The 15255-nt window shown below is 72.0% G+C and carries 13 protein-coding genes and 1 riboswitch; of the genes, 7 read left to right on the top strand and 6 right to left on the bottom strand.

Features of this window, described 5'->3' with window-relative positions; all coding sequences use genetic code 11:
- The first annotated feature begins 450 nt into the window (after positions 1–450).
- A riboswitch (cyclic di-AMP (ydaO/yuaA leader) is annotated at positions 451–598 on the top strand.
- 2 nt (positions 599–600) lie between these two features.
- Complete coding sequence (locus G6R24_RS10465) at positions 601–981, top strand: transglycosylase family protein (RefSeq protein ID WP_163549066.1); 381 nt, start codon at positions 601–603, stop codon at positions 979–981.
- 177 nt (positions 982–1158) lie between these two features.
- On the opposite strand, the gene rlmB is transcribed toward G6R24_RS10465, so the two are convergent.
- A complete protein-coding gene (rlmB, locus tag G6R24_RS10460; RefSeq protein ID WP_225438364.1) occupies positions 1159–2058 on the bottom strand; it encodes a 23S rRNA (guanosine(2251)-2'-O)-methyltransferase RlmB in 900 nt (299 codons plus the stop codon).
- Between the two features lie 770 nt (positions 2059–2828).
- Between rlmB and G6R24_RS10455 the strand changes: the two genes are divergently transcribed.
- The 3 genes from G6R24_RS10455 (at position 2829) to G6R24_RS10445 (ending at position 5818) form a co-directional block, all read left to right on the top strand.
- Positions 2829–3947, top strand: a complete 1119-nt coding sequence (locus G6R24_RS10455) for a PP2C family protein-serine/threonine phosphatase (protein ID WP_163549065.1) — start codon at positions 2829–2831, stop codon at positions 3945–3947.
- Positions 3947–4273 (top strand): hypothetical protein, encoded by a 327-nt coding sequence (locus G6R24_RS10450; protein ID WP_163549064.1) that lies wholly within the window; start codon positions 3947–3949, stop codon positions 4271–4273. The genes G6R24_RS10455 and G6R24_RS10450 overlap by 1 nt, the downstream gene beginning before the upstream one ends.
- 75 nt (positions 4274–4348) lie before the next feature.
- Positions 4349–5818 (top strand): FHA domain-containing protein, encoded by a 1470-nt coding sequence (locus tag G6R24_RS10445; RefSeq protein ID WP_163549063.1) that lies wholly within the window; start codon positions 4349–4351, stop codon positions 5816–5818.
- 178 nt (positions 5819–5996) lie between these two features.
- On the opposite strand, the gene cysS is transcribed toward G6R24_RS10445, so the two are convergent.
- The 5 genes from cysS to G6R24_RS10420 all read right to left on the bottom strand — a co-directional run bounded on the left by cysS (position 5997) and on the right by G6R24_RS10420 (position 10303).
- Positions 5997–7460, bottom strand: a complete 1464-nt coding sequence (gene cysS / locus G6R24_RS10440; protein WP_163549062.1) for a cysteine--tRNA ligase — start codon at positions 7458–7460, stop codon at positions 5997–5999.
- A gap of 58 nt (positions 7461–7518) precedes the next feature.
- Positions 7519–7911 (bottom strand): PPOX class F420-dependent oxidoreductase, encoded by a 393-nt coding sequence (locus G6R24_RS10435; RefSeq protein ID WP_163549061.1) that lies wholly within the window; start codon positions 7909–7911, stop codon positions 7519–7521.
- A gap of 133 nt (positions 7912–8044) precedes the next feature.
- On the bottom strand, positions 8045–8611 hold the full coding sequence (gene ispF / locus G6R24_RS10430; protein ID WP_225438363.1) for a 2-C-methyl-D-erythritol 2,4-cyclodiphosphate synthase: 567 nt from the start codon (positions 8609–8611) through the stop codon (positions 8045–8047).
- Positions 8608–9369 carry a 2-C-methyl-D-erythritol 4-phosphate cytidylyltransferase gene (gene ispD, locus G6R24_RS10425; RefSeq protein ID WP_163549060.1) on the bottom strand — a complete coding sequence of 254 codons (762 nt, stop codon included), beginning with the start codon at positions 9367–9369 and terminating at the stop codon, positions 8608–8610. The genes ispF and ispD overlap by 4 nt, the downstream gene beginning before the upstream one ends.
- 451 nt (positions 9370–9820) lie before the next feature.
- Entirely contained in the window at positions 9821–10303 is a 483-nt protein-coding gene (locus G6R24_RS10420; protein WP_163549059.1) for a CarD family transcriptional regulator, read from the bottom strand.
- A gap of 947 nt (positions 10304–11250) precedes the next feature.
- Here G6R24_RS10420 and G6R24_RS10415 point away from each other — a divergent pair.
- The 3 genes from G6R24_RS10415 to disA all read left to right on the top strand — a co-directional run.
- Positions 11251–12012: a copper chaperone PCu(A)C domain-containing protein gene (locus G6R24_RS10415; RefSeq protein ID WP_163549058.1), complete on the top strand. Its 762-nt coding sequence runs from the start codon at positions 11251–11253 to the stop codon at positions 12010–12012.
- A gap of 416 nt (positions 12013–12428) precedes the next feature.
- Positions 12429–14051 (top strand): DNA repair protein RadA, encoded by a 1623-nt coding sequence (gene radA, locus G6R24_RS10410; protein ID WP_225438362.1) that lies wholly within the window; start codon positions 12429–12431, stop codon positions 14049–14051.
- Positions 14052–14177: 126 nt separating this feature from the next.
- The coding region (gene disA, locus G6R24_RS10405) for a DNA integrity scanning diadenylate cyclase DisA (RefSeq protein WP_163549067.1) at positions 14178–15255 on the top strand (1078 nt) is incomplete at its 3' end.

Raw genomic sequence — 15255 nt, 5'->3', positions numbered from 1 at the left:
TGGCCACACGCCCAAGTCCGAAAAAAGCGATACCGCCCACTATGGCGGACGTACCCGTAACCAACGTACAGTTCATGAAGCCCCACCCGATACAGAAATTATTCCGGGCACGCGAGCGCCTTCGCGAACGGGCGACCACGAATGCCACCAGGGCGTCACGGAAAGCAGTTCACGGCACGCAGGGAGACCGGGCACCGAGCAGGCCGTGTTATTCTTTCGCCAGCGTGGCGGAACAAATGCAAAATCGGTGTTCCAATGCCCTGGCAGAGCCGACTAGAATCGAGCGCATGCGCCCGCGCGATAATCGGCGGAAAAGATCGAAGCGATAATCCGGAAGGTATTGTGGCCATCTTCACGGACCCTTGATTTACCCCGGTCACGCCCAGCTATGTTCGTAGCCATGTCGTCGAGTGACGGCAGACGCCGGGTGGCACGCCGAATCCTGCCCCCGCCCGGTAGGAACCAAACCTGTGGCAGGAACGGGGGAACCACTTCCGGGCGTCGAAGGCAGACGTCCTTGGGGTGAAGCCACCACTGGTGGCCGGGCATTCCCAGCCCGAACCCGACAGCTCACCTCGCAGGCGTGGGGAAGGACAATCTATGTCCAACGCTCGTACGCTCGGTCGGGGCCTCAACCGGATCAAGCTTGGCACTCGTGCCGCCGTTCTCGCCGCCACTCTCACCGCCTCCGTGGGCGGTGGGCTGGCGCTCTCCCAGCCGGCCAGCGCCGCCCCGAACGCGGACCATTTCCTGAGCACCGTCATTCCCTGCGAGTCCGGTGGCAATCCCCACGCGGTCAACTCCATCGGCGCGGGCGGCCTGTTCCAGTTCCTGCCCAGCACCTGGCACGGTCTCGGTGGCCGGGGCCTGCCGCAGCACGCCAGTGTCGGCGAGCAGTGGCAGATGGCCCGCAAGCTCTACGCGCAGGCCGGTACCAGCCCGTGGTACGCCTCGAAGCCCTGCTGGGGTCACCGGATCTGAGGCCCCGACACCGCGCCGACATCCGCTCTCGGCCGGTTCTGATCCGCACATGATCGATCGGATCGTGCTCGACAGATCGTGAGCCGACCGGCGCGAGGCGACGCGACCCAGCGCGCGGCACATCAGGCCCCGTCCCTCCTCCCGGGGGCGGGGCCTGATCCGTGCGCGGTGCGGGGCTCAGGCGCCGCGTCGGCGGCGGGCGATCTCCGCGAGGGCCACCGCGGCCGCGACACCGGCGTTCAGCGACTCGACCGCGCCGACCATCGGGATCCGCACCGTCACATCGCAGCGCTGCTCCACCAGCCGGGACAGGCCCCGGCCCTCGGAGCCGACCACCAGGACCAGCGGGTCGGTGGCCATGGCGAGCTCGTCCAGGCTCAGCGCGGCGTCGGCGGCCAGCCCCACCAGGAACAGGCCCGCCTCGGCGTAGGCGGTCAGGGTGCGGGTCAGGTTGGTGGCCCGGGCGACGGGCAGCCGCGCCGCGGCCCCGGCCGACGTCTTCCAGGCGGACGCGGTCATCCCGGCGGCGCGCCGCTCGGGCAGCAGGACACCGTCGGCGCCGAAGGCCGCCGCCGAGCGCACGACCGCACCGAGGTTGCGCGGGTCGGTCACCCCGTCCAACGCGACCACTAGGCCAGCCGCGGTGGAGCCGGAACGCGCCGATCCGCCCGCACCGGGCCGGACCCGATCGAGCAGGTCATCGGGATGGGCATAGCGGTAGGGCGGCACCGCGAGCACCAGCCCCTGATGCGGGGCGGTGCCACACAACCGGTCAAGATCGGGCCGGGCGGAGTCGACGACGGAGATGCCGCGGCGCGTCGCCAGCCGGCGGGCCTCGTCGAGACGCTCGTCGAAATCCAGGCCCGCGGCGACGAACAGCGTCGTGGCCGGAACCCCGGCGCGCAGCGCCTCCACGACGGCGTTGCGACCGACCACGAGTTCGTCGTCCTCACCGCCGCGCCGCCCGCGCGCACCCGCGCCCCGCGGGCCCTCGCCATCGCGTGGGGCGGGCCGATCACGATCGGTCGCCGCCTTCGCCGCCGTGGCGGCCCGGCCACCCGGCCCAGCGCCGGCCATTCAGCACCACCCCGGGGTGAACGCACCGAACGAGGACATTCCCGGATGTGAGCCGCTTGCGGACGAGTGCGATCCGCTCCTGGGCGATCCGGCGACGGACGATCCGGTCTCGGGTGATCCGGATACGGGTGATCCCGACACGGATGCCCCGCGCGGACGTGAGACGACCATGTGCCCACGGTATCTGGCGTGACGCACGGTATCCGGTGCCCGGCGGAGAATCCCGCGACACGGACCGGCCCGACCTCGCCGGCCCGACCTCGCCGGGCCGTCCCCACCGGACGCCGGGCCCGGCCGGCGACACCGGCTGTGGGCCGTTGCCGGGGACCCCCAGCCGGGGGGCAGGCCGGATCCGGGCCAGCGACCTACCCGGAGATTGCCGTTCTCGACGACATCGCGCCCTATCCTGATGCGGCGGTCCCCGCCGGGGGTCGTCGACATCAGACCTTACGCTCATCCAAGCTCGCGCGCCGACGAAGGAGAACACGCCGGACAGTGGCCTGCCGGTAGCGGTCTCGGTCATCGACGCACCTCGGTGAACCTGGGAAGATACGTCCCCATGATTGCGTGATGACCGGCGTGATCCGATCGACCAGTCCACAGTGTGCGAACGGCCCCCGACAATGGCCGTATCGCCGGAGCGGCACGCGGGCATCGTCGGTACCGCGGGCCACCGTGGTGAGTTCTGACGACCGGACCAGCAGGGGCAGGAGGCACCAGCACATGGCTCTGCGCACACCGCCCGTATTCGGGCGTCACCTCCCGGCGGCGTGACGGTGGACCTGAACCCGCACGACGACGCCCCGACGGTGGCCTACCAGTTCGCCGGTGCCGGCGCCTTCGACCCGGAGGACGACCTGCGCCGCTGCCCGGTCTGCGCCGCGCCCGTCTACGCCGACGACCGCTACTGCGAGGTCTGCGGGCACGCGTTGGAGGGGCCCGACCCGGCCCATGGCGATGCCGACCACGCCGAGGTCGACCTCGGTGAACTGGCCGGCGTCTGCGACCGTGGCGTGCGCCATTCCACGAACGAGGACGCGATGGGCCTCGCCGTGGTCTACGGCACACTGATCGCGGTGGTCTGCGACGGGGTCTCGACGACCCCCGGCTCCGGTCAGGCCTCCGCGGCGGCGGCGGCCACCGCGATGGCCGTCCTAGCCGACGCGGTACGCGCGCACGGGCCGGGGCATCCGGTCCACCACGACTCGCTGCCGCCCAGGGCTTCGGGCGGCCGGGCCGACGACATGCTCGACATCCTCGAGCCGGACTACCCGACCTACGACGAGCCACGCACCGCCCCGCGGGCGGTCGTCGGCGGCTTCTCCCCCGAGGACGCCGAAGCCGTCCTGCACACCGCGGTCCACGCGGCTCAGGACACGATCGCTCAGCTCAGCGCGGCCGAGGGCCGGATGGCGCCGTCCTGCACGTTCGCCGCGGCCATCGTCACCCCGCCGACACCCGACGGGCCGGGGATGGTCACCGTCGGCTGGGTCGGGGACAGCCGGGTCTACCTGCTCGGCCCGCGTTGGTGTGAGCGGCTCACCTCGGACGACACCTGGGCCGCCGAGGCCGCTCGGGCCGGTCTCATCCCAGCCAGCGAGGCCGAGACGCACCGGCGGGCGCACACCCTGACCCGCTGGCTCGGCGGTGACGTGGAGGACGTCGCACCGCACACCGAGGTCTTCCCGATCGAGACGCCGGCCACCGTGCTGGTCTGCTCGGACGGGCTGTGGAACTACGCCTCCCGTCCCGACGTCATGGCCTCACTGGTCAATCAGCTGCCCGCGCACAGCACCGCGATCGAGGTCGGCCGGCACCTCATCGACTTCGCCATCGACGCCGGCGGTCACGACAACATCACCGCGGTCGTCGCCCGGGTGGATCACTGATGGCCGCCCCGTCGCGGGGGCGCCGAACGCGGCGGGGTCCGGTCCGCACCGGAGGCCGGCCGACCGTCCGGTTCGACCACTGCGACACTGTTCCTCGGCCCGTACGGCCGAGGTTGCCCCGGTCGCCCGGGGAGGCCGAGCCGCCGGCAAACGGGGGCACGCACCACCTCCTACGGAAGGCGGTTCACAACGACGAAGACACAACAGGTACGGTTCGGTGCAAGAAGAACGTTGAGAAGATCGATGAGATGATCATCGATGAAGTGGTCATCGATGAGGTGTTCCTGGACCCACGGTCGACGAGGACCCTCCGGGTGAACCGGTGATCAGGTGATGGCGCTGGGCTTGCGCGGGCGCCTGTCTCACTACCCGACTACTGCGATCGGTGCGGAATTGGGATCATGACTGGTCAGGAGAGGTACGAATACCGTCCGGACGACGGCGGTCGGTCTCCCTACGGAGTCGACGAGCCGGGCGGGGGCCGTCGGCGCGGCGCGGCAGTGCCGGACGGTCCCGACTCCGCGGGGGACGGGGGCTACGACCCGCTGGGCATCCGACGTTCACCAGCCGATCTGGCCGGTGTGGCGGACCCGCCCCGCGGCGGCGACCCCTATGGCGGCGGCTACGACCGGAACGGCTACACCGACCAGCCTCGCGGCGGCCGGGGCTACCAGGCCGACGCCTACGACGCGCCCGGCGGCTATGACCGTGACCCGTATGCCCGGCAGCGGGACGACCGGTCCAGCCCCGACGACCGTTCCGGCGCGGACGGCCGTGGCGGACGTGACGGCTACGACCGCGGTGGCTACCCCGGTCAGGCCGACCGTGGCTACGCCGAGCCGGCTGACCCGTACGGCCGCGGCGCCGACCCGCGCGCCGATCGCGGCGGCTACGCCGACCCGGCCGACCCCTATGGCCGCGGTGGCTATCCGCCGGGCCGGGAGACACCCGAGGAACGCGCGGCCGGTGGCTACGGCGACCGCAGCGGCGACGACCGCAGCGAGCCTGGTGGTGGCTATCCGCCGCCGGCTCGCGACGACCGTGGCTACGGCGAACCGGCGGGGCGCGGCGGCTATGGCGAGCCGGCCGATCCGTACGGTCGGGGCGTCGACCCGCGGGCCGATCCCCGGGCCGACCCACGTGGTGGTCGCGGCTACGGGGAGGAACTCGACCCCGACGCCCACCGCCGTGCCCGGCGCGACGACGGCTACGGCTACCCGGCCGACCCGCTCGCCGCGGAGCAGCCGGGAGCCGGCGCCGACCGCGGCTTCCAGCAGGCACGTGGCGGCGATCCGCGGCGCACCACCGACCCGCGCTACGCCCGTCAGGGTGGCGGCGATCCCCGTGGCGGCGATCCCGAGCTGTCCGACCCCCGGGGAGCCGGTCGACGCGACCCGAGGGACGTGCGTGACCCCCGGGACGCGGAGGACCCCCGCGCCGCCGCCGGCTGGGAGGACGAACGTCCCGGTGCGGCCGCGAGCGTGGGCGTCTGGGAGGCGATCGTCGAGGCCGAACGGGAGTACTACGACAGCGGTGACGACCACCGTGTGCCGTTCCCGACCTTCTACCCGCGTCGGGTCTTCGCCCTGGCCGGGGCGAAGATGCTGATCGGTCGGCGCAGCGAGTCCCGCGGCATCCACCCGGACATCGACCTGTCCGGTGCGCCGGAGGACCCGGGCATCTCCCGCAGCCACGCGCTGTTCGAGCAGCTGCCCGACGGCGGCTACGCCGTGCGCGACCCCGGTTCGACCAACGGCACCCGACTCAACGACGAGCCGGACCCGATCGAACCCGGCCACACGGTTCCGCTACGCGATGGTGACCGGGTTTACCTCGGCGCCTGGACGCGCATCACGCTGCGCGCCCGTTAGGCCCCGCCCGCCCTGGCCACGCGGTGCCCGACCCGACCACCTCCGGTCGGCTGGGCACCGCGTGGCAGAGGTGCTGGCACGAGTACGTCCGCTGGCACGAGTACACGCCGCTGACGCCCATGGCTGATGCCGGCCGATGACGCCCCCGTGGCGGCACCCGGCATGTTCGCCCCGCCGGTCAGGCGAGATGCCAGCGCTGACCTTCCGGCGTGTCCTCGACGATGAGACCGGCGGCGGCGAGCCGAGCGCGGATCGAATCGGCCTCGGCGTAGTCCCGCCGAGCCCGGGCCGCCGAGCGCAGATCCAACACGATCTGCATGACCCCGTCAAGGGCCGGGCGTAGTTCGGCGCCTGCCGTCGGCCACTGATCGTGCGGGTCGAGACCGAACACGGCGAGCATCCGACGGGTCACCTGCACCCAGGTGGCCAGCGCCCGGCTGTGCGCCTTCGACAGCACCTGGTTGCCCTGGGCCACCGCACCGAACAGGGCGGCCAGCGCCCGACCGACGGCCAGATCGTCATCGAGGGCGGCCGTGAAGTCCGCCCAGGCCCCGGTGGCACCAGCACCGTGTGAGCCCCCGCCGCCGGTCGCGGAGCGCGGCCGGTCATCGGCCGCCAACGCCGCCGCCTCGCCCGGACCACTCAGGATGTCCAGCGCGTTGCGGACGAACGTCTCCACCCGGTCATGGGCGGCCGTCGACTCGGCGAGCGCCTCCGGGCTGTACTCCAGCGTCGAGCGGTAGTGCGCCGACAGCAGGTGGTAACGCAGCACCTGCGGCCGCACCACTTCCAGCGCGTCGGCGACCAGCACCGAGTTGCCCAGCGACTTCGACATCTTGGTGCCACCGGTGGTGAGCAGACCCACATGCATCCAGTAGCGGGCCATCTCGCCCGGCTGACCGGCCCCCGCCGCGGCGCACAGCGTCTGGGCGCGTTCGTTCTCATGGTGCGGGAAGACCAGGTCAAGCCCGCCACCGTGAATGTCGAACGTCGACCCGAGGTACTTGCCGGCCATCGCCGAGCACTCCAGGTGCCAGCCGGGGCGGCCGTCCCCCCAAGGGGAGGACCAGAACGGCTCGCCCGGCCGGGCGGCCTTCCACAGCGCGAAGTCCCGCGGGTCGGCCTTGCCCGGCTCCGCCTCGGCGGAGGGCAGCATCGACTCCGGCCGCTGGTGGGACAGAGCCCCGTAGTCAGCGAAGCGCCCCACCCGGAACCACACCGAGCCCGCGCCCGGGTAGGCGTAGCCGGCGTCCACCAGTGACGCGATGAGCGTGATCATCTCGGGCAGATGGCCGGTCGCCCGCGGCTGGATGGTCGGCGGCGCGATGCCCACCGTCCGGTACGCCTCGTCGAAGGCGCGGGTCTGCCGGGTGGCGAGCTCCCAGACGGACGTGCCGTCCCGCCCGGCATTGACGATGATCTTGTCGTCGATGTCGGTGACGTTCTGCACGAGCGTCACGCCCTGACCGGACTGCTCCAGCCAGCGACGCAGAAGATCGAACGGCAGCGCCGTGCGCAGGTGCCCGACATGCGGCGCCGACTGCACGGTGGGCCCACACACGTAGACGCCCACGTGGCCGGGGCGTAGCGGCTCAAACGGCCGCACACGCCGCGTACGTGTGTCGTAGAGGTGGAGACCCATCTGTCAAGGGTACGGCGCGAGCCGGCCAGCTGGGCGGTCAGGCCATGCCGGAACGGTGTCAGCCGACTGTCAGTACTCGATCCGCCACGACCCGGATGACCACGCGGATCTCCTCCGGGTCGTCCCAGCGGTAGATGTCGCCGGTGTACTTCAGCGACAGCCGGTCGATCAGCTCCCGGCCGCCCTCCTCCGCCAGCGTCGCGGTACCGCGCACCTCGACATAGCTGTACGGATCGATCTGGTCGAGGAACATCAGGCTCACCCGCGGGTCGCGGGCGATGTCGCGCTCCTTCGCACGCCCACGGGCGGTGGAAAGCAGCAGGTCATCCTCGTCACGATCTACCCAGAGCACAGTCATCCGGGGCGAGCCGTCGGCCTGAACCGTGGCCAGGACGACGTAGGTTCGTGCGTCGGCCAACGCCCGGACCGGCTCGGGAAGTCGGTCTGCCATGAGACTCCTCGGGAGCGGCCAGTGACAACTCAGCCTTTCACTCCGTTCTGCACACGTTACCGTCCGATGCCAGATCGGCATACCCCATCCGCCCACCCAGGCTGACGGACGGGTGGACGGGTGGATGACGGGCTCAGGCGCGGACGACGAGTGCGGTGGCGATCGCGGCGAGACCCTCACCGCGCCCGGTGAGCCCCAGACCGTCGGTGGTGGTGGCCGACAGGCTCACCGACGCGCCCAGGGCCGCCTCCATCGCCGCCTGCGCCTCCAGCCGACGCGCGGCCATCCGCGGGCGGTTGCCGATGACCTGCACCGACACGTTCCCGATCACCCAGCCGGCCTCGGCCAGCAGCCGGGCGGTCTCCCCCAGCAGCACCGCGCCGGACGCCCCGGCGTACTCCGGCCGATCGGTGCCGAACACCTTGCCGAGATCACCCAGTCCGGATGCCGTCAGCAGGGCGTCGCAGGACGCGTGCGCCGCGACGTCACCGTCGGAGTGCCCGGCGAGCCCGGTCTCCCCGGGCCAGCGCAGGCAGGCGACCCAGCATGCTCGTCCCGCCTCGAAGGGGTGGACGTCCACCCCGACGCCGACCCGGGGCAGCACCGTCGTCGTGACCGTGCCCGGTGCCGGTGCCGGACGGCCGCCCTCGATGCCGGCTCCGGCTCCGGAGCCGGAGGTGGGAGATGTGTCGGCGCTCATCCAGGCCTCCGCGCGTCGGTGGTCCCGCAGACCTCGGCCTCGCCCCGGCCGTCCGCCGCCGTGGCCGCACGGGCCAGCAGCGCCTCGGCCAGGATCAGGTCGGCGGGCTGGGTCACCTTGAACGCCTCGTGCGCGCCGGGCACCGTCGTCACCGGCACCCCGAGCGCCTCGACCAGACCGGCGTCGTCCGTCACCGGAACGTCGCGCAGGGCGTAGGCCGCGGCCAGCACGTCACGTCGGAATCCCTGGGGGGTCTGCACCGCCCGCAGACCGTCTCTCGGCGGGGTACGGATCACCCGCCCGTCCGGCCCGACCTCCTTGATGGTGTCCGCGACGGCGAGCACCGGGATGACCGCCGGATGGCCGGCGATCACCGCCGCGGCCACCGCGTCCACCAGCGCGGGCGGGGTCAGCGGCCGGGCCGCGTCATGGACCAGGACCACCGAGATGTCCTCGTCGATCGCGCTCAGCGCGCGACGGACGGAATCGACCCGTTCGGCGCCGCCGGCGATGACCCGCACGTCCCGCCCGAGTAGTTGCGCGACCACTTCGACCAGGGTCGGTGGGGCCGCGACAACGATCTGGGTCACCAGCTCCGAACGGCGCAGTGCCTCGACCGAGCGCACCAGCATGGGCCGGCCGCCCAGCGACCGCAGTGCCTTGGGGGTGCCCCCGCCAAGACGTTCCCCGCGCCCGGCCGCCGGCACGATCGCCGCGACCCGAGCTCCCCTGCCGCGCGGTTGGGGACTCTCGCCCATCACCAGAACCTCCCGTGTGCCGTCCACCCACGAGAGCATCGCCCATCGCCGCGACCGGATGCGAACCGGGCGACCGCGGGGCGCGGTACACACGTGACCGGACGGTCCTCAACCGCTCACCGCCGCACCACTGGTAGCGCCGACAGCCATCGCCAGCGGTACCAGTGGTACCGCCTGTGCGGTGGTGTCGGCTGTGCGGCGACGCCGCCCGGCCGGCGAGCCGACTGTGCGGCGTCGCGACCTGGCCAGCGGGTGTGCCGTCGACGCGAGGGGCTGCTGTAGCGGCCTCGCGTGCCACGCCCGGCGACGAACCCGGCCAGACCGGGCATTTCTGCACCCGACCCACCGGATCCGACAGCCGGAAGATGAGATTATCTGGCGATACCCGGGCCGATCAGTACTGACTGACCGGAGCCGGATTGCACCAGGCCTGCATCGGCAGATTCGCCGATCAGCCGGCAAGAACCTCGTCGAGAACTGCCTCGGCCTTGTCCTCGTTAGTGCCTTCGGCGAGCGCGAGCTCACTCACCAGAATTTGCCGGGCCTTGCTCAACATCCGCTTCTCGCCTGCGGAAAGGCCGCGTTCACGGTCACGCCGCCACAGGTCGCGAACGACCTCGGCGACCTTGTTCACGTCACCCGAAGCTAGCTTCTCGAGATTCGCCTTGTAACGCCGGGACCAGTTTGTGGGCTCCTCGGTGTGCGGTGCACGGAGCACCTCGAACACCCGTTCCAGCCCGTCCTGCCCGACGACGTCGCGCACCCCGACCATGCCGACATTGTCGGCAGGAACCCGGACCGTCAGATCGCCCTGAGCGACCTTCAGCACGAGATAGAGTCTTTCCTCGCCCTTGATGACGCGGGTTTCAATCGCGTCAATCAGAGCAGCACCATGATGCGGGTAAACAACGGTCTCGCCGACTTGGAACGCCATGTGTCACGTGCCCCTTCCGCCTCTACCAGCGTAACACGCACGCATCGCCGCAGGTCAGACGCGCGCGGCCAGGGCAAGGTCAGCAAGACCATCCGTCGCGGCCACGACCTCGTCTTCCAGCAACGTTCGCCGCGACGACCTCAGCCGACCTCAGATCCGCGCCGGCTCCACACCAGACCCACATCCACGGACGCACCCATCCACATCCCCACAGCCAACTGCTCTACCAGGTAAAACGGGACGTAGCTCGGGCGCGCTCACCGCGCGTGGCGGTCAGGCAGACCGTAGCGCGCACAACCGTCGACCACCCGTCGACACGACGAGAGCCCTCCGGTTCACCAACGGCCACGATGTCGTCAACCGCGTCCGCTCGACCGAACCGGAGTCGGATCCGGCGCACGAGATCCCGTGACCGCGCCGCACCGTCGTCGCCGCGCCGTCCGGGAGAGCCATCCGGGTCCCGCGGGGTCACCCGGAGTCTCCTCACGTCACACAAAGTCGCCTCAAGTCCGCCCAGGAACGCCCTGGGACGCCCCGGAGCACCCCGGATCGCCCAGGTGAGGCGGGGGTGACCGGGTGAGACTGGCCACGTCGCCGACCGGCCCATGATGGCCGGTCGGGCCGGTCAGGGCAGTGCTCCGAACCATGCTGACCCCGGGCCGGCACCCGAACCGGGCCGGACCGGGTCGCAACCCCTGCGCGGCCTGGGCACGTCCGGGTTCGAGGTGGCTAGTGTTAGCCCCGCACCCGGGCCCCAACCGGTCGACGGCCGATCACCGATGGCGATCAGGCCGGCGGCGGCTGGGCCCTCGTGCCCCGGGGCGACCCGGCTGTCCGGTTCCGACGGGCCGGCACCGACGCCGTCCTCGGGTCGGCCGTCCCGCGACGGCCGTCGACCAGCACCGGCGTCGCCAGGCGTCGGTCTTTGCATGAGGAGCCACCGAGCTGTGAGCCGCCGTCCGGGTGCCCGTATCTCGTCAGTCATCGCCGCCGACGGCGCGCCGGCCCCACGCGCCAGCGCCGACGGGCGCGGCACTTTCCGTGGCCGGATGGCCTCCCGTCGGGTGGGGGTCGCGCTGTTCGCCTCGGTCCTCGGCGCGGCCAGCCTGACCAGTTGTGCCGCCGGCACCGACGCGCTGACCAACTACGCGCGTACGACCACCAACAGCGCGTCCGGCGCTGTCGGCGGCATCTCGCTGCGCAACGTCTACCTCGCCGGCCCCGCCGACCAGGGCGGTTCCGCACCGATCGTCTCGGCGTTCTTCAACGCGAGCGACGCCTCCGACACCCTCGTCTCGGTCTCGTCTCCGGCCGCCGTCTCCGGCCGGGTGTCCACACCGGCCGAGATCCCGGCCGGCGGTGGCCGGGTCTTCATCGCGGACGGCTCCGCGCCGAGCCTCGCCGGCTTCACCCGCAACCTGCTGATCGGCTCCCAGCTGCCGATCACCTTCACCTTCGCCAAGGCCGGCAGCATCACCCTGGACGTCCCGGTCGAGCCCGCCGCGCCGGGCGCCGGCACCGAGGGCGAGTCCGCGGCCGGCGGCGAGACCACCGCCACCCCGACGTCGCCCGCCTCGGCCGCGTCCGCCGCCCCGGGTGCCCCCGCCGGTTCCGCCACACCGTCCGCGGCCGCCGGTGGATCGTCCTCCTCGACCGGCGACGACAGCGGCCAGACCGCCACCCCGGCCCCCACCCGTACGGCCGGCTGACCGACCCGTCCAACTGGTCGACGCTCGACCGGCCGCCGATCCGTTCGGCCGGTCGAGCTCCCGTGGACGACGTGATCTGGCCGTGATCTGGCCGTGATCTGGCGGCGCCGGAATCCCTGGCGTCCAGCGCCACATACCGACAGTCGAAAGACGCCGGGGCCCGCATCCTTCACCGCGCCTCGGCACGAGTCCGCGAATCCGCGAGTCCGCGAGTCCGCGAGTCCGCGAGTCCGCGAGTCCGCGAGTCCGCGAGTCCGCGAGTCCGCGAGTCCGCCGCTGTGCGATCACCGGGCGAGACCGGGTCAGGGTGCGGACGTGGACGCCGCGCCGGGCGGACGACCGAGGAGTCGTCGGCGAGCTGGGCGTGGCGTGGCGTGGGCGTCGAACTGTCGGACCCGGCGACTAACGTGGCGACCATGACTTCCAGTCGGGCCTCCGGTGTGTCCCGCCCGTCGGCACGGGCAGCCTCAGGTGGGTTCCGGTGCAGCGGCTGCGGGGCGGAGTCCGTGCGCTGGGCTGGTCGATGCGTCCGTTGCCACGAGTGGGGGACGTTGGAGGCCCAGACACCGGCGCCTCGGCGCGGGTCGGCCCTCGGCGGTGGGCGGGGTGGCGGGCTCGGCAGCGCGGCCGCGGCCGCCAGCGAGGTGACGGCTCCGGCTCAGTCGGTGATCGATGTCGATGTCACGGCGGCCCAGCGTCGGCCGACGGGGGTTGACGAGCTTGACCGGGTGCTTGGCGGGGGGCTGGTCCCTGGCGCGGTGATCCTGCTGGCCGGTGAGCCCGGGATCGGCAAGTCGACGCTGCTGCTGGAGGTGGCGGCGCGCAGCGCGGCGGGTGGGTCCCGGGCGTTGATGGTCACCGGGGAGGAGTCGGCCGCCCAGGTGCGGCTTCGGGCGGGGCGCACGGGAGCCCTGCACGAGGATCTCTGGATCGCCGCGGAGACCGATCTCGGCGCGCTGCTGCGCCACGTCGAGCAGGTCTCCCCCGCGCTGCTGGTGGTCGACTCGGTGCAGACGATCTCGGCCGCCGGAGTCGAGGGGGCGGCGGGTGGAGTCACCCAGGTGCGTGAGGTGGCGGCCGTGCTGATCCGCACCGCGAAGGCGCTCGGCCTCGCGACGGTGCTCGTCGGGCACGTCACCAAGGACGGCACCGTCGCCGGGCCGCGCCTGCTCGAACATCTGGTGGACGTCGTCCTGCACTTCGAGGGTGAGCGCCATTCGATGCTGCGTCTCGTGCGTGCCGGCAAGAACCGGTATGGCCCGGCCGACGAGATCGGCTGCTTCGAGATGGACGACGCCGGTATCCACGGCATCGCCGACCCCAGCGGCCTGTTTCTATCCCGCTCTGGCACCGGGGGCGTCGGCGCCGCGGTGCCGGGCACCTGCGTGACGGTGACGATGGAGGGGCGTCGTCCCCTCGTCGCCGAGGTCCAGGCGCTGGTGGCCGACTCGGCCGCGCAGGTTCCCCGGCGGGCCGTGTCCGGGCTTGATCCGGCCCGGGTGGCGATGATCCTCGCCGTCGTCGAGCGCCGGGGCGGCATCCGTCTCGGTCGCAGTGACGTCTACACCGCCACCGTCGGTGGGGTGCGTCTGGCCGAGCCCGCGGCCGATCTCGCGACGGCGCTGGCGGTCGTGAGCGCCATGCGGGATCGGCCGCTACCCGCCGATCTGATCACCATCGGTGAGGTCGGGCTCGCCGGTGAGGTCCGCGCGGTGGGTGGAGTCCCCCGTAGGCTCGCGGCCGCGGCCCGACTGGGCTTTCGCCGGGCGCTGGTGCCCACCGGCTCCCTGGCGTCCGGCTCCGGCGCCGGGCTCGTCACCGGCGGCGAGGGCCACGACCCGGGCGGGGCTCAGGGGCGGACCGGCGCGACCAGGGGTGACAGCGCCCAGGCCAGGGCGCTGCGGGCGGTCGGCGAGGGCGACCGGGCCCCGCGGGCGAACCACACGGGGGCCACCAGTACGGAGAAGACCTTCGAGGGCATGACCGTCACCGAGGTGCCTGATCTGGTCGCCGCGATTACACATATGTACAAAACATAAGAATCACGGATGTCGATTTCGTGGCCTTTCGTTACCTTATGATTGCGGACCTCCCGCGGCGATCGCCCCGATAGCATCACGGCAGAGGCGGAGACAGTGGGGGAACCGAGGAGCTGAGTGAGCCTGATGGCACGACCACCCGGAGACGACATCTTCCGGGCGACACTGGCCGCGGTCGCCCCCGGAACCCCCTTCCGCGACGGCTTGGAGCGCATCCTGCGCGGCCACACCGGCGCCCTGATCGTGCTCGGTCACGACAAGGTCGTCGAAGGCCTGTGCACCGGTGGATTCGAGCTCGACGTCGAGTTCTCGGCCACCCGGCTGCGGGAACTGGCGAAGATGGACGGCGCGATCGTGCTGTCGTCCGACCTGCAGCGCATCGTGCGGGCCGCGGTCCACCTCGTGCCGGACCCGACGGTCCCCACCGAGGAGTCGGGCACGAGGCACCGCACGGCCGAGCGGGTCGCCAAGCAGACCGGGTACCCGATCATCTCCGTCAGCCAGTCCATGCACATCATCGCCCTGTATGTCGCCGGGCGGCGCTACGCGCTGGACGGTTCGGCCGCGATCCTGTCCCGGGCGAACCAGGCCCTGGCCACCCTCGAACGCTACAAACTGCGCCTCGACGAGGTGGCCGGCACCCTTTCCGCGCTCGAGATCGAGGATCTCGTCACCGTTCGCGATGCCATCTCGGTCAGCCAGCGCCTGGAGATGGTCCGCCGTATCGCCGACGAGATCGAGGGCTACGTCGTCGAGCTCGGCACCGACGGCCGGTTGCTGTCCCTGCAGCTCGAAGAGCTGATGGCGGGCGTCGAGACCGAACGGGAGCTCACCGTTCGCGACTACCTGCCCGCCGGCTCCCGCGCCGGGTCGGCCACCCAGGTCCTCAACGAACTGTCGGCGATGTCCCCCACCGACCTGCTCGACCTCACCGTGCTCGCCCGGGTGATCGGTTTCTCCGGCGGGGCGGACATCCTCGACCGCCAGATCAGCCCGCGCGGCTACCGGATGCTGGCGAAGGTCCCGCGGCTGCCCCGGCTCGTCGTCGACCGCCTCGTCGACCACTTCGGCACCCTGCAGAAGCTGCTCGCCGCCGGCGTCGACGACCTGCAGACCGTCGACGGCATCGGTGAGGCACGCGCCCGAGCGGTACGCGAAGGGCTGTCCCGCCTCGCCGAGTCCAGCATCCTCGAACGCTACGTCT

The sequence above is a fragment of the Candidatus Frankia nodulisporulans genome (assembly GCF_902806475.1).
GTDB classification, from domain to species: domain Bacteria; phylum Actinomycetota; class Actinomycetes; order Frankiales; family Frankiaceae; genus Frankia; species Frankia umida.
The sequence above is the reverse complement of the archived record's forward strand: the minus strand, read 5'-3'. Positions and strand labels throughout refer to the sequence as shown.